This window comes from Chryseobacterium camelliae (assembly GCF_002770595.1).
Classification (GTDB): Bacteria; Bacteroidota; Bacteroidia; order Flavobacteriales; family Weeksellaceae; genus Chryseobacterium; species Chryseobacterium camelliae.
Genome location: NZ_CP022986.1, coordinates 2,098,026 through 2,124,308, shown reverse-complemented (window position 1 = coordinate 2,124,308; position 26,283 = coordinate 2,098,026). Strand labels below are relative to the sequence as shown.

The 26,283-nt window shown below is 42.0% G+C and carries 26 protein-coding genes; 5 read left to right on the top strand and 21 right to left on the bottom strand.

The genetic code is table 11. The features are described from left to right. Nucleotides 1–39: 39 nt before the first annotated feature. The 5 genes from dinB to lpxK all read right to left on the bottom strand — a co-directional run bounded on the left by dinB (nt 40) and on the right by lpxK (nt 4,176). Nucleotides 40–1,137, bottom strand: a complete 1,098-nt coding sequence (gene dinB, locus CGB83_RS09720; protein WP_100075626.1) for a DNA polymerase IV — start codon at nt 1,135–1,137, stop codon at nt 40–42. 75 nt (nt 1,138–1,212) lie between these two features. Further along, the gene (locus CGB83_RS09715) at nt 1,213–1,668 is read right to left on the bottom strand and encodes a GNAT family N-acetyltransferase (protein WP_100075625.1); all 456 of its coding nucleotides are present in this window, start codon (nt 1,666–1,668) and stop codon (nt 1,213–1,215) included. A gap of 77 nt (nt 1,669–1,745) precedes the next feature. After that, nucleotides 1,746–2,261: a TlpA family protein disulfide reductase gene (locus tag CGB83_RS09710; RefSeq protein WP_100075624.1), complete on the bottom strand. Its 516-nt coding sequence runs from the start codon at nt 2,259–2,261 to the stop codon at nt 1,746–1,748. 90 nt (nt 2,262–2,351) lie between these two features. Then, nucleotides 2,352–3,167, bottom strand: a complete 816-nt coding sequence (locus CGB83_RS09705; protein WP_100075623.1) for a purine-nucleoside phosphorylase — start codon at nt 3,165–3,167, stop codon at nt 2,352–2,354. Then, nucleotides 3,151–4,176: a tetraacyldisaccharide 4'-kinase gene (gene lpxK / locus CGB83_RS09700; protein ID WP_100075622.1), complete on the bottom strand. Its 1,026-nt coding sequence runs from the start codon at nt 4,174–4,176 to the stop codon at nt 3,151–3,153. The genes CGB83_RS09705 and lpxK overlap by 17 nt, the downstream gene beginning before the upstream one ends. Before the next feature lie 68 nt (nt 4,177–4,244). Here lpxK and truA point away from each other — a divergent pair, with 68 nt between their 5' ends. Together truA and CGB83_RS09690 are read left to right on the top strand one after the other, a co-directional pair. Beyond that, nucleotides 4,245–5,015, top strand: a complete 771-nt coding sequence (gene truA / locus CGB83_RS09695; RefSeq protein WP_100075621.1) for a tRNA pseudouridine(38-40) synthase TruA — start codon at nt 4,245–4,247, stop codon at nt 5,013–5,015. A 46-nt stretch (nt 5,016–5,061) separates the two neighbouring features. Further along, on the top strand, nt 5,062–5,400 hold the full coding sequence (locus tag CGB83_RS09690) for a hypothetical protein (RefSeq protein WP_100075620.1): 339 nt from the start codon (nt 5,062–5,064) through the stop codon (nt 5,398–5,400). Between the two features lie 124 nt (nt 5,401–5,524). Here the strand turns inward: CGB83_RS09690 and CGB83_RS09685 are convergent, their stop codons facing one another. The 6 genes from CGB83_RS09685 to CGB83_RS09660 form a co-directional block, all read right to left on the bottom strand. Next, entirely contained in the window at nt 5,525–6,139 is a 615-nt protein-coding gene (locus CGB83_RS09685) for a DUF6705 family protein (RefSeq protein WP_100075619.1), read from the bottom strand. Continuing rightward, nucleotides 6,136–6,717 carry a DUF6705 family protein gene (locus tag CGB83_RS09680; protein WP_157761393.1) on the bottom strand — a complete coding sequence of 194 codons (582 nt, stop codon included), beginning with the start codon at nt 6,715–6,717 and terminating at the stop codon, nt 6,136–6,138. The genes CGB83_RS09685 and CGB83_RS09680 overlap by 4 nt, the downstream gene beginning before the upstream one ends. A 26-nt stretch (nt 6,718–6,743) precedes the next feature. Then, nucleotides 6,744–7,187 (bottom strand): hypothetical protein, encoded by a 444-nt coding sequence (locus CGB83_RS09675; protein WP_157761392.1) that lies wholly within the window; start codon nt 7,185–7,187, stop codon nt 6,744–6,746. A 122-nt stretch (nt 7,188–7,309) separates the two neighbouring features. Further along, nucleotides 7,310–7,882 carry a hypothetical protein gene (locus CGB83_RS09670; protein ID WP_100075616.1) on the bottom strand — a complete coding sequence of 191 codons (573 nt, stop codon included), beginning with the start codon at nt 7,880–7,882 and terminating at the stop codon, nt 7,310–7,312. Continuing rightward, on the bottom strand, nt 7,879–8,451 hold the full coding sequence (locus tag CGB83_RS09665) for a hypothetical protein (RefSeq protein WP_100075615.1): 573 nt from the start codon (nt 8,449–8,451) through the stop codon (nt 7,879–7,881). Before CGB83_RS09665 ends, CGB83_RS09670 begins: the two co-directional genes overlap by 4 nt. 23 nt (nt 8,452–8,474) lie before the next feature. Then, on the bottom strand, nt 8,475–9,761 hold the full coding sequence (locus tag CGB83_RS09660; RefSeq protein ID WP_157761391.1) for a hypothetical protein: 1,287 nt from the start codon (nt 9,759–9,761) through the stop codon (nt 8,475–8,477). Nucleotides 9,762–10,002: 241 nt separating this feature from the next. On the opposite strand from CGB83_RS09660, the gene CGB83_RS09655 reads away from it, so the two are divergent. Then, the gene (locus tag CGB83_RS09655; RefSeq protein ID WP_100075613.1) at nt 10,003–11,763 is read left to right on the top strand and encodes an ABC transporter ATP-binding protein; all 1,761 of its coding nucleotides are present in this window, start codon (nt 10,003–10,005) and stop codon (nt 11,761–11,763) included. Here CGB83_RS09655 and CGB83_RS09650 read toward each other — a convergent pair. Continuing rightward, on the bottom strand, nt 11,758–12,105 hold the full coding sequence (locus tag CGB83_RS09650; protein ID WP_100075612.1) for an FEKKY domain-containing protein: 348 nt from the start codon (nt 12,103–12,105) through the stop codon (nt 11,758–11,760). The genes CGB83_RS09655 and CGB83_RS09650 overlap by 6 nt on opposite strands. 256 nt (nt 12,106–12,361) lie before the next feature. Here CGB83_RS09650 and CGB83_RS09645 point away from each other — a divergent pair, with 256 nt between their 5' ends. Continuing rightward, on the top strand, nt 12,362–12,574 hold the full coding sequence (locus CGB83_RS09645; protein ID WP_100075611.1) for a hypothetical protein: 213 nt from the start codon (nt 12,362–12,364) through the stop codon (nt 12,572–12,574). Between the two features lie 59 nt (nt 12,575–12,633). Here the strand turns inward: CGB83_RS09645 and CGB83_RS09640 are convergent, their stop codons facing one another. From CGB83_RS09640 to CGB83_RS09610, 7 genes are all read right to left on the bottom strand, one after another. Further along, the gene (locus CGB83_RS09640; protein ID WP_100075610.1) at nt 12,634–13,383 is read right to left on the bottom strand and encodes a DUF3575 domain-containing protein; all 750 of its coding nucleotides are present in this window, start codon (nt 13,381–13,383) and stop codon (nt 12,634–12,636) included. 433 nt (nt 13,384–13,816) lie between these two features. Beyond that, entirely contained in the window at nt 13,817–14,941 is a 1,125-nt protein-coding gene (locus tag CGB83_RS09635; protein WP_100075609.1) for a TlpA disulfide reductase family protein, read from the bottom strand. A gap of 104 nt (nt 14,942–15,045) precedes the next feature. Further along, complete coding sequence (locus CGB83_RS09630; protein ID WP_100075608.1) at nt 15,046–15,645, bottom strand: hypothetical protein; 600 nt, start codon at nt 15,643–15,645, stop codon at nt 15,046–15,048. Between the two features lie 175 nt (nt 15,646–15,820). Beyond that, on the bottom strand, nt 15,821–18,277 hold the full coding sequence (locus tag CGB83_RS09625; protein ID WP_100075607.1) for a glycoside hydrolase family 3 C-terminal domain-containing protein: 2,457 nt from the start codon (nt 18,275–18,277) through the stop codon (nt 15,821–15,823). 21 nt (nt 18,278–18,298) lie between these two features. After that, entirely contained in the window at nt 18,299–19,177 is an 879-nt protein-coding gene (locus tag CGB83_RS09620) for an alpha/beta hydrolase (protein ID WP_100075606.1), read from the bottom strand. A gap of 82 nt (nt 19,178–19,259) precedes the next feature. Further along, the gene (locus tag CGB83_RS09615) at nt 19,260–21,560 is read right to left on the bottom strand and encodes a glycoside hydrolase family 3 protein (RefSeq protein ID WP_100075605.1); all 2,301 of its coding nucleotides are present in this window, start codon (nt 21,558–21,560) and stop codon (nt 19,260–19,262) included. 11 nt (nt 21,561–21,571) lie between these two features. Beyond that, complete coding sequence (locus CGB83_RS09610; RefSeq protein WP_100077560.1) at nt 21,572–23,836, bottom strand: TonB-dependent receptor; 2,265 nt, start codon at nt 23,834–23,836, stop codon at nt 21,572–21,574. A 546-nt stretch (nt 23,837–24,382) separates the two neighbouring features. Between CGB83_RS09610 and CGB83_RS09605 the strand changes: the two genes are divergently transcribed. Further along, nucleotides 24,383–25,132, top strand: a complete 750-nt coding sequence (locus CGB83_RS09605; protein ID WP_100075604.1) for an NUDIX hydrolase — start codon at nt 24,383–24,385, stop codon at nt 25,130–25,132. Nucleotides 25,133–25,150: 18 nt separating this feature from the next. Here CGB83_RS09605 and CGB83_RS09600 read toward each other — a convergent pair whose 3' ends face one another. Both CGB83_RS09600 and CGB83_RS09595 read right to left on the bottom strand, forming a co-directional pair. After that, nucleotides 25,151–25,510: a hypothetical protein gene (locus CGB83_RS09600; RefSeq protein WP_100075603.1), complete on the bottom strand. Its 360-nt coding sequence runs from the start codon at nt 25,508–25,510 to the stop codon at nt 25,151–25,153. Nucleotides 25,511–25,643: 133 nt separating this feature from the next. Then, nucleotides 25,644–26,249, bottom strand: coding sequence for an SMI1/KNR4 family protein (locus tag CGB83_RS09595; RefSeq protein ID WP_100075602.1), 606 nt, complete (start codon nt 26,247–26,249; stop codon nt 25,644–25,646). Nucleotides 26,250–26,283: the final 34 nt, after the last annotated feature.

Genomic DNA, 26,283 nt, shown 5'->3' with positions numbered 1-26,283 from the left:
CTTGAAATTTGGTTACTACAAGATAGTGAAAAAATTCCATTAATCCTTTTCGAATTCCTTAAACGGGAGTTTTAGTTGAACCGAAACCTGTTTCTTCTCTTCGGTATTCAGCTGAGAAACTGAAAGGCCTAATAGCCGTACAGGTTTGTCAAACGGGCGTAGCTCCCAGAGTTTTTTTCCGGTTTCAAGATATTGTGACGGTGAACTGAAGTATTCTTCCTGGGTGATGCTGCGGGTAAACAATGAAAAATCCTTGTACTTGATCTTCAGGGTGAGGGAGCGTCCAAGAATATTGTTTTTCTGAAGCCTCTGGTGGAGTTCCTGGCTCAGGCTTTCCAGTTTTTCATTGATCTGCTGGTCATCCATCAGGTCTTCTGAAAAGGTACGCTCCACAGCCACACTTTTCTGGATGCGGTGGGGCTTTACTTCAGAGTTATGGATTCCGCGTACCACATGGTAATAATACGATCCGGACTTTCCGAAGAGCCGGGTGAGCTCCTCCAGTGTTTTTTTCTTCAGGTCTTTGCCTTTGAAGATGCCCATGGTGAACATTTTATTGGCGGTAACTTTCCCTACACCGTAGAATTTTTCTACCGGAAGCTCTTCCAGGAAGCTTTCAATACGGTCCGGGTGAATCGTTTTCTGCCCGTTGGGTTTGTTGATGTCTGAGGCAACTTTCGCCAGGAATTTATTGACGGATACCCCGGCAGAAGCGGTAAGGCCGGTTTCCTCGAAAATCCTGCGGCGGATATCCCGGGCAATTTCGTTGGCCGATTCCATTCCCTTTTTATTTTCAGTGACATCCAGGTACGCTTCGTCCAGGGATAGCGGCTCCACAAGGTCCGTATATTCGTGAAATATCTCCCTGATCTTGGCCGAAATTTCTTTGTAACGCGGAAAGCGGGGAGGGACAAAGATGAGATGCGGACATTTTTCCATCGCGGTTTTGCTGGGCATGGCAGAGCGGACGCCGTATTTCCTGGCCTCATAACTGGCTGCAGCCACTACACCGCGGTGCTGTCCGCCAACGGCAATGGCTTTCCCTTTCAGCGATGGGTCATCATGCTGTTCTACGGATGCATAGAACGCATCCATATCCACATGAATGATTTTGCGTATCTGAAAAGGAAAATCCATATCACAAAGATATGGATCATTTATTACTTCAGATGGTGATGGGCAAAGTATTGCCCAGCCAAAAGATGATTCGTTTCAAGGTTTTAAACGCATGGTGACCAGTAAGGGTTCGAATCCTGCCTTTTCATATGCTTTCAGCGCAGGCTCATTCTGAGCATATACATCCAGCCGGATTTCTGGAATGTTTTTAGATTCTGACCATGAAATCAGGGCATCGGTAATCATTTTATTGATTCCTTTTCCTCTGGAGTCCGGTTGTACATACATAAATCCCAGGTATACATATTCTGTGAACTGATTATAATCTTTCTCCGCCTTTCTGATCAGGGCATATCCGGAGCCGATTACCTGGCCCTGATCTTCCACTACTATTACGGCAGCGTTAGGAGACTGGATAAGGCTTCTCAGGTCATAATAATGAATCTCGCCTTCTTTTAACGTACTGTCAAAAGGCCTTTCTGCGGCAATTATACCCTGTTCGAATTCAAGGAGAATATCTAAGTCCTTTAAGGTAGCTTCTCTGGTGATCATAAGATAATAGATTAAAAGTTATCAGATATACAATAAGTGCAATAATTTATAAAGTGACTGTCTGAGATATCAATTCCTTATTTTGACAGCCTGTCTATGGTTGACTGGATGTCCGGATCTTCAGGGGATATCGCATAATATTTGGCGATACCGGATTTTTGGTCAATCACCATATACCTTGGGATCCAGTTCAGGTCTACATAATTATTGAAGTCATTTTTCCATCCGGAAGCAAACCAGTAATTGGCCTTGTCCTTCATATGGAATCGTTCCAGGTTTTTATCAAAACCTTCTTTAGAGCGTTCAAGAGAAAGGAATACAAAATCAACATCAGGGTTGTTTTTTTCCAGTTCCTCGGCTTTAGGCAAGGCTTTCAGACAATCCCTGCACCATCCGGCCCAGAAATCAAGCACGACAACCTTTCCTTTATGCTGATCCAGGATTTGCTGGACCGTAATGATTTTTCCATCCTCATCTTGCAGTTTCTGCTGTAAAGCCTCCTTTGAAAATCCCGTTTTAAGAACTTTCGGAGCCTGTTGTGAACAGCCCAATCCAAATATACCCATCATTAATAACAGCAACAGCTTTTTCATTTCACTAAAATTTTGTACAAATCTAAATAATGAATAGCAATTTAAAAGTGTTCAGGGAAAATTTAAAAGATTGAAAATTTCTATAAATGATCAGCTGATGCTCTTCAGCAGTCCTTTGACCAGGGAAATAACATCCGGCATAGCTTTGTTAGCGGCATTAAGGACTTCTTCATGCGATACTGCATAGGCAATATCCGGTCCTCCCAGGTCTGTAATCACGGAAATACAGAATACTTCCATATTCATGTGGCGGGCAACGATCACTTCAGGTACAGTGCTCATTCCTACCATATCGCCTCCGATGGCTTTAATCATCCCGTACTCTGCCGGTGTCTCAAAAGTAGGTCCCTGCAGGGCAACGTATACCCCTTGGTGGATATGGATATTATGTTCCCGGGCTACCTGTTCAGCTGCCGCAATCATGCTTCTGCTGTACGGTTCGCTCATATCGACAAACCGCGGTCCGAAAGCATCGATGTTGCTGCCGCGGAGCGGATGCTCAGGCATCATATTGATGTGGTCCTTTACAATGGCAATATCACCGATCTGATAATCCTTATTCACGCCGCCTGATGCATTGGAAAGGATCAGTTTTTTAATACCCAGCAAATGGAATACCCTGATCGGGAATACCACTGTTTCCATGGAGTGCCCTTCATAATAGTGGAAACGTCCGCTCATCATCAGTACCTTTTTGCCTTCAAGCATTCCATAGATCAGTTTTCCGCTGTGCCCGGCAACCGTAGTCTGTGGGAAATCCGGGATATCCTGGTATTCAAGAGTATGGATCGGCTCTATTTCATCCTGTAGTTTTCCCAGTCCGGAACCCAGGACAATGGCAAAATCAGGGGTTTCCTGAATGATATTCCTGATGAATTCAGATGTTTTCTTAATTTTTTCTAACATAATCAAGGATCATTTGGTTGAACTCTTCTTTACGGTCGATAATGACATTGATGGGCCAGTAATATACGAGATCCCTTAAGTAATCGAATGTTTTCAGGCGTACATAATCTTTTTCCGTTGTCAGGATCAGTTTATATTCTCCTAGTTTCTTATATTCGGCAATGATTTTTTTGATGTCGTCATCAGAAAAATTATGATGGTCACGGAATTTCAGATGCTTGACCCGCTGTGAGAATTTGGCAAGGTGCTGCAGCAAAGGCTTTGGATTGGCAATTCCTGTAATCAGCAGGATATCATAGTAATTGAGGTTGTTATCCGGAAGCATTTTTTCTTTTCCGTAGACATTCTCATCATATCCGATGGAAGAAAAGAAGACTTTCTGGCTGCGCTCCGGCCTGATCCGTGAAACATAATACTGTTTCGTTTCCTCAGTAAGCTCGTCTGGACATTTGCTGACCATAATAATATCCGCTCTTTTAGCCCCTTTCCTGGATTCCCTGAGGTCACCGGCAGGAAGCAGGTGGTCCCTGAAATACGGATCATTGAAATCTGTCATCAGTATGGTAAAGCCGGGCTTTATTGCCCTGTGCTGGAGGGCATCATCAAGAATAAGCACGTCCAGGTCCATATCTGAAATCACTTTCTGGGCTCCGGGAACCCGGTCCTCACAAACGGCAATCACAAAACGGTTTTTAAAGCGTTCAAACAACTGCATGGCTTCATCGCCCACGGTTTTGTAGTTGCTTTCATAATTGGTCACGCCATATCCTTTCGACAGTCTTCCGTAGCCGCGGGAAAGGACCCCTGTGCGGTAGTGCTTAGACAGGTACTGCGCAAGGTACATCACCATAGGGGATTTTCCGCTGCCACCCACAGAAAGGTTACCGACATTAATGATCGGTGTTTTGAACTTTGTCGACTTAAAAAGCCCAAGGTCATACAGGGTGTTCCGGAAACCGGTTACGAAATGATAACCAAGGGAAAAAGGATACAGATACCATCTTTTCATACGCTTACAAAAATAATGATTTTAACAGGATCTGCTTCACTATTGCGTGTAGTTTTCTGTAATAATTCATGAAATTAAAGTATTTTTGTCCACTTATTCAGACGACATTGAGGTACTTCATAGAATTTTCATACAACGGCAAAAATTATTTCGGTTATCAGATCCAGCCGGACGCTGTTTCCGTGCAGGAAGAGATGGAAAAAGCACTGTCCACCATTATCAGGGAAGACATTAAAACCACCGGAGCCGGACGTACGGATACCGGTGTCCACGCCAGAAAGATATTTGCCCATTTCGATACCCAAAAAGAAATTGACGCGAATCTCCCGCACCGGCTGAACAGCTTTCTTCCGCCCGATATAGCCGTACACAGGATTTTTCCGGTAAAGGATGATTTCCACGCACGCTTTGACGCTACTTACCGCACATATGAATATTATATCTCCCTGGAGAAAAACCCTTTCACCCAGGAATCCGCCTGGCAGCACTGGAAAAGGCCGCTGGACATCATTCCCATGAATGAAGCCTGCAAGATCCTGTTTGAATACGAAGATTTCACCAGCTTTGCCAAGCTGAAGACGGATAATAAAACCAACATCTGCAAAATTTACAAGGCCGAATGGGAGCAGAACGGCAGTGAACTGAAATTTACCGTCTCTGCCAACCGTTTCCTGCGCAATATGGTGCGGGCGATCGTAGGAACCATGGCGGAAATAGGCGCAGGAAAGATTCCATCTGATGATCTTCGCAGGATCATCGAAGATAAAAACCGGAATGCAGCCGGAACTTCGGCTCCCGGCCATGGCTTGTACCTGGTGGATGTCGGATATGAGTTTTGATTAAACATGACATGATAAAATTTTATTGAATACAAAAACTAATACGATGATAGGATTATTTATTCTGATTGCCGCTTACCGGTACTATGCGGGCCTTGCTGAACGATTCGGGAAAACAAAATGGCATTACGGCCTTCTGGCTTTAGGCGTGTACCTGGGAACACAGCTGGTTTTCGGATTTTCTTACGGGATGTACAAAGGCATTACAGATCCTGAAGCCCTTGATGACAATAACTATATGGGCTTTTCAGGGATCAATCTGGTCAGCTGGATTCTGTCTGTTATTGCAGTCTGGGGTTTCTACAAAATTCTGGAAGACCGGTTTACAAAAGAAAACCTGAAGAAGCCTGCCCTGGAGATAAAGGAAATAGGGAAGAAGGAATGATGGGATGCAGAAGTGGCTTGGGACCTTATCTGTTTGTACCAGTGAATGGTCTCCAATGAAGTTAAATTTACAACCAAAATATTGCTCATTTCCAGGTAATCATTAAAGTGTTTTACACCATATCTTAGTTCTGTTGCTTTGTGAAAATCAGATCTTTCGTTTCCGGAAGATAGATTGTAATATCAGTTCCTGGCGGACATTTAGCGCTGTCAATAATGGTACTGTCAGGAATATATTCCCAGGAGATCTGTGTGGAATTAAGTTTTTTTAAATAAATATCTCCCCAGCCAACACCGCATTTGGTACCACTGTAAATAAATATTACAGAATTTTCGTCTGATTTAATCTTTGTGCTGACTAAATTAATAGAAGAATTACTATTTTTTGTATCCTGCAAAATAGTTCCAGTAGAGTTTGTAACTATATATTTCATTACTAAAGCATCTCGATAGAACTCTTGGTTTCCATAATGCATATGTTTGTCATCTTCTTTAGAAATAAATAAAATTATTTCATTCCCATTGAAAGTTGCCTTATAAGTACCAATGTATGGTGTCAGCTCATTGTTTAAATCTTTTACATGAGCATTTTTAGGAATATTTGATAAAGCCGTAGACAAAGGCAGATTTTGTGCCTGGCAGGACGAGATGCAGACCATATAGATCAGAAGTGATGTTTTCTTTAATGTTGTTATTTTTATATCCATCAATTTTTTTAATATTACATCAGGCTTATTCATTGCTTTGTGAAGATCAGATCTTTCGTTTCCGGAAGATAAATCGTAGTATCTGTTGCTGGCGGACATTGAGCACTGTCAATAATGGTGCTGTTTGGAATATATTCCCAAGAAATTTCTGTCGCATTAATTTTTTTTAAAATAACCTTTCCCCAGCCGGCTCTGCAATTCGTACCGCTATAAAAAAAATGAATAGAATTTTCATACGGCCTTATACCTATGCTGTATAGATGTATTTTGGGAAGATTGTTATTTTGAGTATCTTGAAGAATATTTCCGGATGCATTTTTAACAATGTATTTAATATCCAACACATCCAGATAATAATTCTTTTGTGAACTTTTTTCTAATTTATTTTCAACCTTAGTAATATATAAGGTGATATTATTGCCTTGATAGGTGGTCGTATACATTCCAACATAAGATGCGAATTCATTATTGAGATCCTTAACATAGGCATTTGCTGGAATATCTTTCAAAGATGTGTTTATTGGCAGTACTTGTGATCTACATGAACATGCTGTTAAAAACACATGTAAAAGTAATATCATTTTTAAGTCCATTATTTTTAGCTTCACCATTTTAAAATATTGCATCAGACATCTGATCATTGTTTTGTGAAAATTAAATCTTTCGTTTCCGGAAGATAGATCGTCGTATCAGTCCCTGGCGGACATTTGCTGCTGTCGATGATGGTACTGTCGGGAATATATTCCCAAGAGATCTGTGTGGAATTAAGCTTTTTTAAATAAATAAAACCATTTCCTACGCCACAATTAGTGCCTTTGTAATTTATAGTCAATATGTTATAATAAGGATTTATTCTCATGCTATAAATAGCATTTTTTTGACTGTCTTCCGATTGGCTATTTTGTAGAACTATTCCATTAGAATCTTTCACAATAAATTTTATTGATACTACATCTCTGTAAAATTTTTGATTTGTGTATTCAATTAATTTATGTGCTTCTTTTGTAATAAAAAGAGTTATTATGTTTCCATTGAAAAAGGTATTATATGTGCCTGTATAAGCATCCAATTCATTATTCATATCCTTTAAATAGGAATAATTCGGAATGTTTCTGAAATCTGTATTAAGAGGATACTCTTGGGCTTTACAAGTAATTAAGCTTATTATACAACCGGATAACAATATTTTCTGTAAACTGATCATTATTGCTTTGTAAAAATCAAATCTTTCGTTTCCGGAAGATAAATCGTAGTGTCAGTTCCTGGCGGACATTTGCTGCTGTCGATGATGGTACTGTCAGGAATATATTCCCAGGAGATCTGTGTGGAATTAAGTTTTTTTAAATAAATATCTCCCCAGCCAACACCGCAGTTGGTACCTCCATAGATAAATGAAATAATATTTAACGTTGGTCTGGTGATTGTGCTATAAATTGTATGTTCATGTTGATCGGATTGAAAATTCATATTCTGTGTATCCTGCAATATTGCTCCTGAGGAATTCGTTATTTGATATCTTATTGAAAGGATATCCTGATAAAATTTTCTATTTCCCAAGTGTATGAACTTCTTAGGCTGTTTAGTTATAAATAAACTGATTTGCCTGCCTTCAAAATCAGCTTTATAATTTCCGACCAGTTGGTCAAGCTCATTATTGATATCCTTTAAATAAGAATAATTCGGAATCGTTGTAAAGTCTGTATTTAACGGATATACTTGCTGGGCTTTGCAAATAAACGCAGTACATGTAATCAGAAATAGTATTAAACTTTTCATTGTTGTTTTGTGAAAATTAAATCTTTCGTTTCAGGAAGATAGATCGTAGTATCAGTCCCTGGCGGACATTTGCTGCTGTCAATAATTGTGCTGTTTGGAATATATTCCCAGGATAGTTGTGTGTTATTAATTTTTTTCAAACGTATACTTCCCCAACCCACGCCGCAGTTAGTTCCTCCATAAGATAACATAAGCAAGTTATGATATGGATTAACAAAAGTGCTGTATATCGTATGCTGTATTTGATTAGATTGAAAGTTCATATGTTGTGTGTCTTGCAAAATAATTTGAGAAGGGTTCCTGATAATAAATCTTATAGATACTACATCTCTATAAAATTTTTGATCTCCTCTGTCTATCAATTTATGCTGTTCTTTTGTTATAAATAAACTAATTTGATTTCCATTATATTGCCCTTGATAATTTCCACTATAATCTCCTAATTCATTATTCATATCCTTTAAATAGGAATAATTTGGAATATTTCTAAAATCCGTTGTTAAAGGATATTCCTGAGCATTACATGATACTAAAAATATTACTGAAATTAATGTTAGTATATTTTTCATTTTATTATAAGTTAAATTAACAATCAGTTGAAATTAGATTGATTATTTTGATCTAAATTAATGTTTTTTATAACTCCACTTTTATCAATTCTTTGCAGATTAACTTTTCCATATAGTCCCATTTTTTTCAAAATATCAAAAAATAAGATTTCAATTCCATTAGTATTTAATTTTATATGATCTATAGAGTATTGGGAATCCAACAGCATAATTTCATTAATTTCTTGATATTTAATTTTAAACTCATCTAAATCCTGTTGTGAAAAAGTCACCAGAGCATCATCATAATTTCCATTGAACTGAATGATATAATGGACATCATTAGGAGCAACCATCCCCACATAAGCTGCGGAAGAGTTTCCATAATTGCCTTGTGCCAGGGCAAACTGTAACAGCTGTTCAATATCGGCAGGGGCAAGCATCGGAATTCCTGTCGTATGGTTATGGTAACCGCCCTGATATCCTGTTTTATCCCCGAAATTCACGGTATGGGCATTACCGACGATCAGATTCGATGGGGTTCCGTCAGCTTTAAATTTATAAGCATTTTCCAGGGTCCCGGTAGATTTCGTTTTCAGGTCATCAATGCTCGCCTTGACCTGTGGATTGGTTAATATGCTTTTTGTCTTCTGGCAAGGATCTTCCGGTTCCGGCTGCGGATCTTCGCCTCCTCCTCCGGGGTAGGGATAGCCCGGATCATTCCCGCCTCCTCCAAGGCATGTCCCGTCAGGAAGCACTTCACCGACACAGCTCTCCAGCTGCTGGCTCTTGCATTCTGTCACATGATGCGATTCCCAGTGCCCGGGACCATCAGGATCACTTTCATTATCCGGGTAAAACATTGAAATGGTCTTGGTTGTACAGACTAACTTTCCCGCTGTATTATCCACAAGAGTCGTCTCTGCCCTTTTGAGCCTGGAGGACATCAGGTTCTGAAAGAATTCAATATCATTCTGTACCTGGGTATAGGTAAAATAAACCCTCTGTCCTTTCCTTGGCACATTCAGTACCGCAACAACTTTTCCATACTCCGCTACCGGAACCATCAGGAAGCTTTCATCAAAGCGGTCCATGGTCATTGCATAATCCCACATCGGTTCACCGGCTCCCTTCTTTATTTCTTCATGGTGTTCTGAGTAGATTTTCATGACATTTTTAATATACTTCTCATCTTCTTTCCAGAGGCTTTTGGAATGGTATTCCTTAGACGCCGGATCGGAAGGAGTATAGATCTCATCATGGACACAGGAAAGCGGCAGGAGGCAGAAGACCATCGTAAAGGCCAGCCAAGAAATTAATTTTCTCATCATAAGCATTAGTTTTTTAATTTATTAAATGTAATAATTTTTGTCATATAAAAACATGTTTAATATTTTTTTCGGAAAACTGTAGAAATAGTTCCTGATTAAATAAAAGCCGGCTATCAAAAGATATGGTAAATAACAGTGATCATAAATTTTCATTACGAATTCACCAGGTTGTAAAGCCTGTCAATTTTTAAAGTCTTATTTTTGCATAGGATTTTATGTAATTCTTTCTTCAATTCGTACAATGAAAAAACAAGATACCGGAGGAATCATCAGGAGGCTCTTCTTTATCGGAATGAAGTTCCGTTCGTGGTTCATCCTTACCCTCATTATTTCGATCATATTGTCTGTGGTTTCCACTTACCGGCCGTACCTTACGATGGAAGTGGTGGACAATGACATTACCAGGCTCAGAGATAAAGGACTGATGATGCAGCACATCTACATTCTGGTAGGATTGGTGTTTGCGGAAACGATCCTGAACTTTTTCCTGGTGTATTTTTCCAATTTCATCTCCCAGAACGTTATCCGGGACATCCGGGAACGGCTGTACGCCAAACTGATCTATTTCAGGACTTCCTTTTTTGATAAAACCCCTATCGGACAGCTGGTAACCCGGGCGGTAGGTGATGTGGAAACCATTGCCACCGTATATACGGACGGATTCCTGATGGTATTCGGGGATATCCTGAGGATTGTGTTTGTACTCGTCATGATGTTCAGCACCAATGTGCACCTGAGCTATATTACTTTAGCCATCCTGCCTTTGATGGTTGTCATCACCAGGTTTTTCCAGAAAAGGCTGAAGAAAGCTTTCGGGGATGAGAGGACATGGACGGCTACCCAGAATTCTTTTGTACAGGAAAGGCTGGCCGGAATGCCGATCATCCAGGTATTCAACAGGCAGGAAGCTGAATTCAAAAAATTTGACGAGATCAATATTACGCTGAAAGCAGCATTGCTGAGAACCGTATTTATTTTCTCTCTGTTCTTTCCGGTAGTAGAGTTGATTTCTTCGCTTTTTATAGGGTTCATCCTATTTTATGGGGGATATATTACCATCAGTGCCGGTGTTGTTATTGCCTTTATCCAGTATATTTCGATGCTGATCCGTCCCTTACGACAGATTGCCGACCGTTTCAACAATATCCAGCGTGGCATCGTGGGCGCCGAACGGGTATTGGGATTAATGGATGAAGACAACTCGATGCCGAATACCGGAACCGTGGTTAAGGATCATTTTGAAGGTAAAATAGAATTCAGCAACGTCCATTTTGCTTATGATGAAAAGCAGGAAGTGCTGAAAGGCATAGATTTTAAAGTGAATCCGGGAGAAACAGTAGCCATTGTAGGAGCTACCGGCGCCGGGAAATCTACCATCATCAGCCTGATTACCCGGTTATATGATATCAATTCCGGGAATATCCTTATTGATGACGTCAACCTGAAAGATTATGAGCTGTATAATCTCAGGAGCCATATCGGAGTGGTTTTACAGGATGTTTTCCTGTTCCACGGCAGTATTTTTGAGAACCTTGCCTTCGGTGATGATACGATTACCCTGGAAAAGATCAAAGCCGGCGCCAGGCAGATTGAGGTAGACCAGTTTATCGAACAGCTTCCCGGAGGATACGATTATGTCGTAAGCGAAAGGGGATCTTCCATATCATTAGGCCAGCGCCAGTTATTGTCATTCCTGAGAGCTTATCTTTCCGATCCTAAAATCCTTATCCTGGATGAGGCCACTTCCTCCATCGACCATGAAAGCGAAAAGCTGATCCAGCGCGCGACGGAAAAGCTGACCAAAGACCGGACTTCCATTATCATCGCACACAGGCTTTCCACCATTGAGAAAGCGGATAAGATCATCGTTATGGAGCACGGTAAGATTGTAGAGGAGGGGAAACATCTGGAACTCCTGGATAAAAACGGGTATTACGCCACCTTATACAAAGCTCAGCTCAGGCATGAGGTAGAGGCAGAAGCAGACCAGGATACATTATAATCCATATGGAATAATCCCCAGGTCTTTTTTCCAGCTTTCACCATACTGTTTTGTAAGCAATGCGGCTACGGCCTCATTGTTTTCCTTGGCCTGCTGTGATCGTAAAGGACTGATGACACAGTTTTCATAGGCTACGTCCACCTTATATTTTTCCCTGAACTGATCATGGGAGTGCGACATAATGCCGAACTGGATGAAGTGTGGCATATTCTGCTGACGGGCTGTGGTTTCAACGGTTCGTCCTTTCTTATCTTTAATGATGATTTTTGTGTCATTCTGCTGGGCAGCGATCGTACCGGATACTACTAGCAGAGTGACCAATGCCGTTTGTTTTATTTTCATACGTTTATTTATTCTTATGATGGGTAATACGGGCTGAGGTTAAATCTTACAACAGTGAAAATGTGCTGTCCGCATGCATCATTGAGTGAAAATTTTTAACCTGTGGCATAGGCTAGATAGATTACGGATAGCGCTCAAAATATTTTGACGATATGTTAGGTTAATTATATCAGTAATAATCAAAAAATCACTACATTTATTTAATATTTGTGATTTTCTTACTTATACAGTGATAACCCTAAATAAAACCACATCGATGAATAATATACATGACGAATTCCAGGATTTTAAAGCAGAACTGAAAAAACTCAATATTGAAGTCCAAAACATAAAAAAAGTAGGCAACGGCAGCATGGATTTTTATGAAGTCTTTTATAAATCTCCCCGTTACGAAGACGTAAAGAGCGTCTATGTTCAACGTCATAATCTTGATCATATCCTCGAAAAGTTCAGGTTGGCTTACCGGTAAAATAGTTTCGGCGCAGGGAACCTGCGCCGAAACTATGATCCGTTATGAATTTTTACATTCTAAAATCTATATCCCAGTGAAAGGCCACTCCTGAATCCGATCCATGGACCATCCACAATAACCCTTGCTCCACGCTCATTCGTTTCCACAGAATAATTGACATATGGAATATCCAGGTCTTCAATCTCGCGTTTCAGCTGTGCCTGCATTTCAGGAGTCAGGATATAATCGCTGGTCATTGTAAAATCTCCTTTTCCCGCACCGTAGTGTGCGCCTGCAATCCACAGGTCCAGAACCAGGTTCTGTTTCCTGGTCAGCAGGAATTGTACACCGACCATCACCCCGCCGCTGTTTCCGTTCACACTTCCAAAGCCCTTAAGCGGAATCTGGTAAGAAATACCATTCGGCCCGTTATAATCATAGTAAAAATCAAATGTATTGGATGTTACTTTTGAGTAACGGTAATAGGGAGCGGCATAAAAGCCTTTGCCATAGCCGTGGCCGAGATAGAAACGAGGTTCTATGGTGAAATTGAATGATTTTATTTCAAGGTTCTGGAATCTTTTTTCATCCTCATCACTCAGGAAAGAATTGATAAAGGGTACTTTTCCTTCAGGTACAGCCCCGAATCCCATATTCACGGAAAACCAGCGTTTGAATGATCTTTCGTATGTCAGGTTAATATTCCGGAATACATAACCGGTGAGGTTCGTCTTAACGATATTCATCTTTTCAGGAGCATCTGTACCGGTTTCCTGTGCTGAGGCTGTTGAAAATAAAAATGGTAAAAAAATCAAGTATTTTTTCATGATTACGGATTTAGTGGTTTAAGATATTTACCTGAATACAAAAAGTGGGCAATATTATTAATTTTTAACATTATAAATGTAATGATTACATTAAAAATAGTTAATATGCATTTAAAAATAAAAAATCCGTTCAGTTTTCTGAACGGATGTCATGTATATAAACAAGCTTATTATTTAATCAACTTATACAATTCTTTCAATATTTCGTGCTAAGCTCAATACAATAATTGGCAGAAAAAATGTTCTGAAACATCAATTCTCCCCGGATATACTGTTGATGTTCCCAGGATTTTTCCGTTCTGGCCGTAAATAATAGAGTCTGGTATTCCCTGTGATCTCAACTATATTGCGGGAAGGATCAGGGTATATTATTTGCCCAGGTTCTGAGTTTGAATTCTTTTTTTCAACCTGTATTTTATTTCTGAAAATTGCTCTACTGTTTGCTAAGATAATTTTGCATTTTAGTTTCTATGGTATCCAAAGCACCCATTTCCCGGGCGATGATAGTTCCGTTGCTGTCTACCAGGATCTGCAAAGGGTAGCCTGCTGCATTCAACTTTTTCGGAAACTCTTTCAGGATATCAAAATAATTCTTCCAGGTGACCTGGTTCTTTTCCAAAATATGATTGGCTGTTTCAATCCTTTTCGGATCCTTTTCATCGGTTACACTGATAAAGTTAACCCCTTGCGATTTGTATTTAGTATACAGGGTAACGAGCTTGGGAAGATCCTGGATGCATGGCTTACAGGTAGTGGACCAGTAATCAATAAGTGTCAATGAAGATCCGGAGAAATCCCTGGCGGAAAGTTTTTCTTTCTCATTAAAGATGATTTCAGGGAATTTTCCTCCTACGTTGGTAGAGTTTTCCGTATTCATCATCTTTTTAAATTCCTTATAGCTGAATGTTTTTTGTACTTCAGGTGAAAACAGGGCAAGGCTTTTTAAATAAGATGTATTGAAGCTGTATTGTGAGAAATCACTGACAATCTCCCAGAAAGCGACATACGAACCCGGATTTTTGCTGATGTATTTCTGGAGGAATGCCTGTTTGGCTTCAATATCTTTTGGATCATTCTCCTGGAAGGGTTTCAGCTTGTCATCATAGGTTTTCAGCTGCGCTTTCATGGCTTTATATTCTGTATTTGCAGGGCTCCCGGAATGCAGGATATAATCCATATTATTATCTGCAGCTCTTTTTACTTCAACATTGATGGTTCCTTTTTCCAGAAAAAGAGGCTGGGTGGAATAGCCGCCATTTATTTTAGCATCATAATATGAAATGGCAATCGGCTGCGGATAAGGAATTTCACCGGATATTGTAAAGTTGCGGTTTTTCTTTACGATGATGGTATTAAAATCTTTCATAACCGTAATAGATGGCCCGCTATCTGCGGTGAAGCCATAGATTTTTTGCGTATTGCCACCGCTCATGGGAGGGCTGATAAAAAGAGAATCTTTTTCATATCCCGGGGCATATAGTTCAATTTTAAACTGGCTGTTCTGAGCAAAAATGCCATGGCTGAGCATGATGATCAAAAATAGGGCTGTATTTTTCACTGGATTGTTATATATTAACAAATATAGACAATATACTCTATACAGCTTTGATTTTTGATTCTATCTGTGAAAGATAACTTTTGCCATGTGCAAAGCATTGGCTGCTAATAAGCATCAACCCTGGTCCTGAAATATCCGTTTCCGTATACGGTTGGTTTTTCTCCGGCATTATTAAATTGCATAGCAAAGTCAATTTTCCCATACAGGCTGTCTCCTACACGATAATATCTTTTATCCAAGGTAAGGTTCTGCCTTAAAATCTTATAATCAGATTCTTTTCTGTTGTCAGGGACAACATCTGTAAATGAATAAGGCTGTATCTCATATCTGCCATATAAATAATCAATTTTATATCCTCCACCGCTGTATCCTGAATTGTAACCTATGGAGATGTTAATTTTTCCTTTTAGTGATATGGCTCTGCAGTTATTAAAGCCAGCTATGAAAAGTTCATCCTTGGTTGTAGGCTTTTTACCTGCATAGAACAAAACTGAAGAACTTTTTTTCCGGGCAACAGAATCGTACTTCTCTGTTCCGTTTATAAGCTCCTTCTGGAAATCCATGATCTTAAATATCTTTTCATTTTTTATATCAGGGTCAATATCAGCGGGGGTAAGCTTCGAGTAAACCGTAATATAAAAATATAAGCTATAGGCTGACCCTGTAAGAAGTACAAAAAGTGCTGTATACTTTAAAAATTTCATGTTAATTATTGTTATTTATTATAAATGCATTAAGCTAATTTACAGTTTTTTATAAATCATTAAGATCTGATTTTGCTGAAAAATCCCGCCCCTGAAAACAGGACGGGATCAAACTACATAAAAAAGATAACTGCGTATATGTAGAGAAGATATGGTGTGTGTTAAGTCCGGATGTTTATGGTTTCAGCTCTTTGAACGGCTGGTCTTCCGGAAGCACATGCTGCACTTTTTCAACGGTAATTTCCTCAGGGAGCTGGAAATTTGCAGACTGTCTGATATCCAGTGATGAGGCGCCGGCTGATACGGTATAGGGTCCTGCTTCAGCGATCCATGCACTTTTTGCGGTAATGAATGAAGCAAGGTCTTTCGGGGAAAGCGTCAGGGTAACCGTCTCGGTTTCTCCGGGTTTCAGCAGCTTTGTTTTGGCATAGGCTTTCAGTTCAGATTTCGGTTTGTCCGCCAGATGGTGCGGCGCTGATACATACAGCTGGACCACTTCCTTTCCGCTGGTTGTTCCCGTATTCTTTACGTCGAGGCTTACTGTAAAAGATGAGCCGGATATTGGACTGACTTTAATATTTTGATAGTCGAAATCCGTATAGGATTTTCCGTATCCGAATTCATATGATGGCTTTACGTGAAACGTATTAAAATAACGGTATCCTACATAGATGCCTTCTTCGTACGTAACCTCTTTAGGATTGTCTGCAGGGATGCCCGGGAAATTCTTGGCCGAAGGCGTATCCGTATAGTTTACCGGGAATGTCATGGTCAGTTTTCCGGATGGGTTGACTTTTCCGGAAAGGACGTCTGCTACAGAATGCCCGCCTTCCTGTCCCGGCTGCCATGCCAGCAGGATGGCATCGGCTTTGTCTTTCCAGGAAGCGGTTTCAATAACACCGCCGGTGTTCAGGATGACCACTACCTTTTTGCCTCTCGCATGAAATACTTTTGAGATTTTGTCCAGCATTTCAAGCTCTTCAGAGGCAAGATTGAAATCATTATCCACTTTACGGTCACCGCCTTCGCCCGAATTTCTTCCCAGGGTAACGAAAGCTATTGCTGATGTTTCCGCTTTTTTAGCGATAAAGGCATCATCCATCTTCATTTCGGGAAGCCTTTCCGGCAGGGCCAGGATTCCTTTGGCTTTCCTCCGGTCCTTTTCTGCTGCTACTTCCCGATCAGCATGGGGCGTGTAAAGGTCTGCCAGTTCCTTATCTAGCCGGTAGCCTGCTGCTTTCAGCCCTTCCAGCAGGGAAACTGTATGCTTGTTGTTAACGCTTCCGCTTCCGGTTCCTCCTGTAATCCATGCGTATGAAGTTACCCCGAACAGGGAAACTTCTTTCTGCTTATCGCTGAAAGGAAGGGTATTGCTTTCATTTTTAAGCAGGACCATGCCTTCTGATGCGGCATTCCTCGTTACTTCAGCATGCCGATCCAGATCCGGCTGGTTGCTGTACCGGTAACCGGTAAAAGTAGGGGTGTGGAATATATATTCCAGGATTCTTTTTACATTGATGTTGGCCGTTTCCTGAGACACCTTTCCGGAATCCAGGGCGGAAAGCAATGCCTTTTTCTGAGCCGGAATCCCTGGCATCAGCAGGTCGTTGCCGGCATTCATCTGGGCAATGACATCGGAGATTCCGCCGCTCCGGATAGACTCAAATCCGGGAAACCCTCCGAACCAGTCCGTCATCACAATGCCTTTGAATCCCCATTCTTTCCTCAGTACCTGGGTAAGCAGGTCTTTGCTGTCTGAAGTATAAACCCCGTTTACTTTATTATAGGATGACATTACCGTCCACGGCTGGGATTCTTTGACCGCAATTTCAAAGCCCTTCAGGTACAGTTCACGCATGGCGCGTTCGGAAACATGTACGTTGATCTTCAGACGGTTGGTTTCTTCATTGTTAGCAGCAAAATGCTTGATAGAAGTCCCGACACCCTGTGACTGGATGCCATTCACGATAGCCGCTGCTGTTTTACCTGAAATAAGGGGGTCTTCTGAGTAATATTCAAAATTCCGTCCGTTGAGCGGGTTTCTGTGGATGTTGAGGGCAGGAGCCAAAAGTACGTCTACTCCGTATTCCTTCACTTCATTACCCATTGCTTTTCCCACCTCTTCCAGCAAAGCTGTGTTCCAGGTGGAAGCTAGAGCCGTACCTACAGGAAATGCGGTTGCATAATAGGTTTTTGAATCGTCTTTACGGGTAGGGGATATTCTCAGTCCGGCAGGTCCGTCTGCGACCACTGTCGGAGGAATTCCGAAACGGTCCAGGGAAGCGGTTCCACCGGCTGCGCCGGGAACCGCCCCCTGTTTAGAGTCGCCTACAGGCCCGGTAAGCACTTCGATTCCGGGCATGCCTGTGCCGATCAGCAAATCCGCTTTTTCAGCATTGGTCATCTGTTGTATGATGGCATTGATTCTCTGGTCTTTGGGGAGCCGTGTGTCCTCCCAGGTGTCAAGCTTCCCGTTTTTATTAAAATCCTTAAAGCTTTTACCGCCTGCTTTTATTATCGGATAGGTGTTTTGTGCTTTTGCATAAGTTGAAGCAGCCAGCAGAGCAAGGAACAATCCCGAATATTTTGCTTTCCGGGAAATACCGGTCAGCGTCAATGTATTCTTGTCCATAGGTATTATTTTGTATTGGTTTTATAAATACTGGTGGAATGCAAGCCATTCCATGTAAACGTCAGACCAGTGGTCTACCGGCAGGTTCTGTTTTCCCATACCGAATCCATGGCCGCCTTTTTCATAGAGATGAAGTTCGGCCGGCTGTCCTGCTTCGGTCCATTTGTTATACAGCAGGATAGATTTGGGAGCCAGCTTCAGCTGGTCGTCACTGGCTGCACAGATGAATAGGGGGAGCGGAGATTTAGGAATTTCAGCTTTGAGCAGATCTTCTGAAGGACCTCCGTAAATGGAGGCTGCAAAATTCGGTACCGTAGATGCATCTTTGCTGTGGAGCACGCTTTCCAGAATGACGGTTGAACCGGCAGAAAAACCGATGACGCCTAGACGGTCCGGTTTGATGTTCATTTCTTTTGCATGCGTCCGGACATACGCAATAGCAGTCCTGATATCTTCTCCGGCCATCATTTTAATGGGTGCTGTCCGCTCATCGAATGAAGTCCTGCTTTTGAGGTTGTCCATCATTTCGCGGGCAGGGTCATTGGATTTGGTTTCCAGGAGCCTGTATTTTAAAACAATTGCAGTAATGCCTTTTGCAGCCAGCTTTTTAGCCAGGTCGACCCCTTCACGGTTGATGGAAAGGCTCTGAAATCCGCCTCCGGGAGCAATAATAATCACGGTTCCGTTCGCCTTCGCCTTATCTGCTTCAAAAACGAGCATGGAGGGTTGTGCGACATTGTACACCACTTCTGTTTTGAAGAGGTCCGAAAACTGCTGGGCTTCTTTTTGGGTCCAGCTTTCGGTGCCGGGAGCTTTGCCCTGGTAAAGTGGAATGGTTTTCTGGGCATCAATACTGCCGGCTGCCATCAGGAATAAGCCTGTTATGATTAATTTTCTCATGTGATTACATATTAACAATGTTAATTATTAATGGTTATTGATCAATATTCAATACTTAATAGTGGTATAGTATCGTTCATTTTTATTTTCTGTATTTTGCCGTTCGGGCATCCCGGATGACACCGGACCAGTTCATCCCATATCCGAAATCATAATGGTGACCTTCTGAATCCAGATGGGTTTCCATATCATACGGTACGTCTTCTTTCTGTTGTTCAACTGTTTTCATGTCAGCAGGCATCTGGAGCGGAAGCAGGCCGGAAGGTTCATATTTTCCTGACACGATGTCTACCACTGCCTGGTTGGAAACATTGAAGTTTACCAGAATAGCATCGGCATGTTTTTCAAATTCGTTGAAAGCCATAGGCTTTGATGCCGTTACCGAAACCACTACAGGCTTGCCATTCATAGCCCTGTAGGTATTTTCAATGGTCTGCAGGTCTGTGAAATTGGCTGCCGTAGATGTTTTGTTTTTAAATGTCCGGTCCTTCACAGCAGGAGCTACCACCGGATCCCCGGCGGCCATACTTTTGGTACGTGCTTCTACTGCCTGGTAAGTCTGATACTGCAGCGAGATCGGGAGATACCCGTTCCCGCCTTCTGCTGCATCGATGTCGCTGTAACCGCCTTCCTCGCTGTGCGGGCTTTTCACAAAGACCAATGCGAAGTCGGCTTTGGCAGGATCATCTGTTATATTGAAATGTGTTTTTATCTTTTCTATGTCTACCGGATAATCCAGGGATGGAGCCGTATATATTCCCCACCAGTTGAATGTGGCAGGAGAATATCTTTTAGGAACGTAAACGGTTTTTCTTTCCCTTACAGGAAGGATGCTGCCTTTGTTTTTCAGCATGACAATGGATTTCACCTGTGCCTCGTAACCTGCTTTCATAAATTCTGGGTTCCCAACGGTCTTTTTGGTTTCTTCTACGTTTACGTAAGGATTTTCAAACAAACCGGTCCTGAAGAAATTTTTCAAAAGGCGGACTGCCGACTGTTCAAAACGGCTGCGCATATATTTCTCGCCGTGCTCTTTTACACCCATCCGATACGCTTCCAGAACAGGACCTTTGTCATTATTCCCCCCGAACTGGTCTACACCGGCTTCCAGGACTTTGTAATGCCGCTCGGCCACAGACATTTTTTCAACACCCCAGGGTTTCCCGGCAAACAGGCCCGGAGTTTTAGGCTCGTCGGCTGTAATCAGCCAGTCTGTACATACCACACCGTCATAACCGTATTTCCCGCGGAGCAGGTCGATGATGATGTATTTGCTGAATCCGTTGCCTACATTTTCCTTGTTTTTCTGGTCCTGATTATAGCTGATCGTATAATAAGGCATCACTGCCGATGCTTCGCCGGTTCCTCCGTTCAGCTTAAATGCACCTTCTGTGAATGGTTTAAGATGGGCCTGGAAATTATTTCCTGGATACACGGCATATTTGCCCATGGCCCAGTGGGCATCGCGGCCGCCTTCTTCCGGTCCTCCTCCGGGCCAGTGTTTTACCATGGCGTTGACGCTTTTATTTCCCCACCCGTTTTTGGAATTCCCTTTTCCCGGCGTAGTCTGGAATCCGTCTATATACGCCCGCGCCATATCTGTAGTCAGTTCAGGGCTTTCGCTGAACACATAGGCGATCCTGTACCATCGGGGTTCCGTACCCAGGTCAACCTGTGGAGAAAGGGCGGTTGAAATTCCTAATGCCCTGTATTCCTGGGCGGCAATACTCCCGAATTTCCTGACCAGCTCAGGATCAAATGTGGCTCCCATGGCCAGTCCGTCCGGCCATAGGGAAATCTGTCCGCCGGCACCTTCGTTGAACTCTGCCGTAACGGTAGCCGAATGCCTGGGATCAGTACTGTTATTGGCAGGGATTCCTAACCCCAGTCCTTCCACGTAAGCCTGTAAAGTATTGCTCCAGCGCGCGGCTACTTCAGGAGATTCTACGGTAGTCACGAGCACATGGCGAAGATGGTCTTCCTTAAGGAAGTTTTTCTGCTGGTCGGTAAGGTCCCATGCATTTGCACCGCTCTCTTTATACAGCTTCCCATTATATTTTCCCGCCCGGAACCCATCCGCCGGAGCCGGAACCGATTGATGCCCGCTGTACAGCATCAATCCTGCAATCTGTTCAACCGACATTTTAGAAGCAAGGTCTTTGGCCCTTTCTTCAGCAGTCAGGCGCCAGTCTTCGTACCGGTCCAGCTTTCCGTTTTTATTTAAATCTTTGAATTTTTTTCCGTTTACCGTGAGGATTTTAAGTCCGGATTCTGCTGAATAGCCCAAAACAGGGCCATCAGAATTGGATACATTCTGGATATTCTGGGCAAAAACGGTGACCCCCAGGAATAATGCAGATATTTTTAAAACTGATTTTTTCATTGGATTAAAGGCTAGAAATTAAAGCTTACAGACAGTTGGCCTGTGAGAGGCATGATATAGGTTCCGGTGAGCAGCTTCCCATAGTACGGACTTGCATCAGTGATCAGCTCAGCACCGTTGATGGTTCCGCTGGCTCCTCTCTGGTTCAGGAAGTTGATAACGGTAGCACCTATGTTGATGTTTTTATTAACAGTGTAGCTTACGCCTCCGAAAGTTTCCCATCTTGGCGCAAAATACAGCGCATTGGTCAGGTTGGCATACTGTTTTGAAAAATACCTGAAGCTGGCCCAGAACCTCCACTTATCCACGGTGTAGCTTGGATCTATTTCCATAAGGACTTTAGCTACCCCTAATACATTGTTATCATTATAATTATAATCTTTGCCAAAAGCATTGAAAGTAAAGTTTTTGTATACCGGATTCTGGAACGTGATCAGGTAATGCAGGTTGAATCCTTTGAATGGCTTCAGCACGAAATCCGTAGTCCAGCCTATGGTCTGGATGTCATAATACACCGTTACGTTCTGCGATTGGGTGGTATTGGCAGGATTGACCAGGTTGTACCGGTTGAGGTTGTTGTTCCTTTTCAGGATGGTGGCCTGGGAAATCAGCTGGATATAATCTGTATTCCAGAATACCCCGACAGCACCCAGCGGGCTTTTGATTTTATTGGTATTGGGGTTGAATGCCTGGGAATAGCTTTCCAGCCTCCTGTTTTCTTCTGTATACAGGAAGTTGGCCAGGACACCGAAATTCTTGCTGATGTTGTAGGTTGCATTTAAGCTTCCTGCCACCTGCAGCCAGTTGGTTTTGATGCTCTGGAAATCATTGGCCCCAAATACAAAGCCAGGCGTCCTTGGCGTCATGGAAAATTCGCCGTCAATCAGATGGTTTCTCAGGTGGAGCCCGTAGCTAAGGTTAAGGTTATCGGTAACTTTCCATTCATCGGTAGCGTATAATGAAAGCTTATTCTCCGTTCCGCTGTGGTATTCACCTCCGATATTGTAATTATAGAATCCGTCTGCGTCCGTGGACGTCCCGATCAGCCTTTGCGGCTGCGCTTCCACGGTCTGGAAAAAGAAAGACCGGTTGGAAGTATATTTATTTACGTGGTAGTACTGTTCTAATAATCCGATGGTTACGTGGTGGTTACCGATTTGCTTGTCTACAGAAAACCGTCCTGCAATATTGGTGGTAGGGGTTTCCGGGGTGTGCATAGCCAATTGAGTTCCTACAGCTCCTGAATACGGCTGCCCGTTGGAGGCCAGCCTGTAGCCTGCAGATGCATCTGCGTTGAATATGCTTATAGGGATGATCGTGGACATTTTCACCTTTCCAAAGTGGGCCAGGGTAGAAAATTTGAAATCCCAGCCATTGTTAAGCTTGTAATTTCCGAATATATTGAAGGTATGGGCCTGTGACCTGTTATCATCACCGCTCATGGATGCCCAGTAGTTTTGTCCGGAAAGGATGTCTTTCATCTTGATCCTGCCGTCTCGAACGACATAGGAATCCCTGCCGATCCTGAAGTTGTCAAGCTCCGTTACTTTTCCGTTTTCACCATATTGGAAAACTGCATAATTGCCTACACTGTAGGAATCGGAATATTTATACAATAATGAAATTTTACCTTTGTCTTCTTTAAAGTATTTGGTAACTCCGACCCTGAAAATTTTAGTTTCATCCACATTTCTTGCAAATCCGAGCTTAAAGGTGCTGGGATCATAATTAACCAGGGCTCCAGCAGTATAGGTCCAGCTTTTATCTTTTGATATTGGCCCTGAAACATTGGCATCACCCTGAAGCCATCCGAAAGTACTGGTCGTAAGTTTACCTTTTATTTTAAGGTCTTTAGTGCCTGTTTGGGAGTAGGAGTTCACGGCAAAACCAAGGTCGCCCATGGTATTGGCCAGCTGGTCCATTTTTAAAAGGCCTGTCTTTTCAAGGCCTACGCTTTGGCGCCAGGTTTTATTAGGCAGTTCCGGCCAGAAGAAATAGACTACGGGAAGGTCATTCTCCAGAATGGTAATTCCTCCTACGGTAGAGGGAAGGCCGATATTCACATCTCTCGGACTTGTATTATTGGCTGCATTCAGCATCACATTCCTGTTGTTGTCTTCTTTGGATGATGAGGTAACCGTTTTGATCCCTTCTTCATTTTTTGTAGCCGCCTTTACTGCTTTTTTTATTGCCAGGCTGTCGGTCTGCTGTCCAGATACGGTTCCGAATGAAAGCATCAGTGCCAGTACTGAAAATTGTACGCTCAGTTTTTTCATGGGTTTGACTTGTGTATTTTCATTTTTAATTTCTTTTTTTGACATGACTTTACCTGCATCCAATACATACGGGATGAGCATTAAGTATTATTATTCAGCACCAGTCAGGTTATTTCCAAAGCAGTTTCTTCATCAGCACGATACCGGTGGCATACAAGAGCTTTTTTTTAAGAGCTTCTGTGTACAATTTTATATTCATCAGTTAAATGAAAGGATCATTAACTTATTCTTGCTTTTTTAACAGAAATCTTGAACTTTTTTAAGGATCAAAATCATTTTATCATTGCTTCACTATGAAACATTACAATACTACATTCTTTCACCGGGATTACCAAAAAAAATGTTAATAAAATTTAATATTTGGCGTAAAATATTGCTTGTCAGTGTATTAAAATGATTAATTTACATTCTTTTTCCATTGTTTCTTATGGAAACAATCATATTGTAGACTGAAAAAAATTCCCGAAATAGATATCATGGCGCATACTTTGAACAACGCAACTATATTATTGTTAAATTTGTCATTCATAATAGCATCAATAGAGAATGGATTCAAGAGACCTGATTTTACAACGATCCGAAGAAGCAAAACAGAAATTTCTTCCCCATTTGTCTGCCGACCCGGTCATTTTCGGTTTTGATCAGAATGAACTGAAGGTACTGTTGCTGAAAATGAATTATCGGAAGCAGTGGTTTTTACCCGGAGGATACGTGCAGAAAGATGAAGACCTGGAGGATGCTGTTGCGAGAATCCTTAAAAACAGGGTAGGGGTTACCGATGTATACCTGGAGCAGTTCGGTGTTTTCGGCAAGAAAAACAGGAGTGAATTTTATTTTGAGGATTTTGATGAAACCCTTTTTAATAAGCAGAGATTTGTAACGATCGGGTATTATGCATTATATAATCCGGACCGTTTCAATTTGGTCGCCGATGAATTGAGCGAAACCTGTGAGTGGGTATACCTGAGCCAGCTTCCCGATATTGAACTGGCTATGGACCATCGTGACATTATAGATAAAGCCCTGTTAACACTCCGTGAAAAAATTTCTTACAAGCCGATAGGCTATAATCTGCTGCCAGAGAAATTTACCCTTTCCGAGCTTCAGAAGCTGTACGAAGTCATTCTGGGCAGGACACTGAACAGAGGGAATTTCTACAGGAAAATAAAAAATATGGGGATCCTGACAAAACTGGATGAAAGCAGGAGAGGGGGGGCCCACAAAGCCCCGGATCTGTATTCTTTCAATGAAGAAAACTATCTGAAAGCCCTGGAAAACGGACTGAACAACTGGTAATCATATTCTGCATCATCATCATTCTATGACCAGTTTTACATAGATCCTTCCGTCCTTACCTTGGTATTCAGTATTGTAAACCCTTTTTCCGGTGATGGTCTGTACTGCTTTCAGCAGGTCATGATGCTCACCGGCCAGCTCAACAACCATACTGCCGGAATGATTTAAAAAGTCCTTATTGAAAAAATCGGAAATATAGAGGCAAAATTCTTCCAGCACATCTTCCAGCGGGTACTGGGAATCTTCCCCTTCTTCCAGATCGAAATGTAAGGTACAGGCAAAAATATGTTCTTCAGTATTTTCAAAAATATCATTTCCTACAGACTTATAAACAGGATCCCGGTATTTGTCAGGAATAATAGGACGAATGTTTTTCATAAGGACAAAATTATTTATTCACCAAATCCATTGCAAATCAGTTAAAGCCTTTCCGGAATGATGATCTATTATTGTTTTTTCGCAGATATAAGAGGTTTATGAAGGTGTACAACAAAGATATCTAATGCTGCTGTTATTCAAAGTCATAGTCATGGATGAAATCGTAACCTTTATCCATCAGCATTTTCAGATATGCTTCAAAACTGTCTGCTATCACGCTGAACTCATCCGGATCATGCAGGAACCGTACGATCTGGCCATAAGTCCCTTTTTCAGATGGGCTGAAATCGATGAACAGCTGTGAGCTCCCGCCGCCATTCATGCAGTCTGAAAAATGCAGCCAGTTGAGTGCATCTGCGCGGTCAGTGATCCTGTTGTCTATTTCAACTTCATCATATTCCCGGTTGATATAACCGGCATAGAACTTAACTGCCAGGTTACGGCTTTCAATAATTTTATCTGAAGGCAACAGGTAATAAGGATATTCCTCAACGTCTGAACCCAGGAAATAAAATGATATTCTCTCACCGGCATATTCCCTCCGGTACGTGCCATCAACATACTCCAGAAGGCTGATCAGTGCATCAGGGATACCGGGATATATTCTTTTGAGCTCCTGAGTATTAGTATCTGAAAGGCTCTGTCTGATCTTTTCAAAATGTTCCCAGGATTCCCCTTGTTGGTAATCAAAATAAGCCCGTTTAAGGCCTGCGATGTAGTGCTCTGCTACAGGGTTCATAGGTGTGTTTTTAAATTTAAATGAATGATTTCAG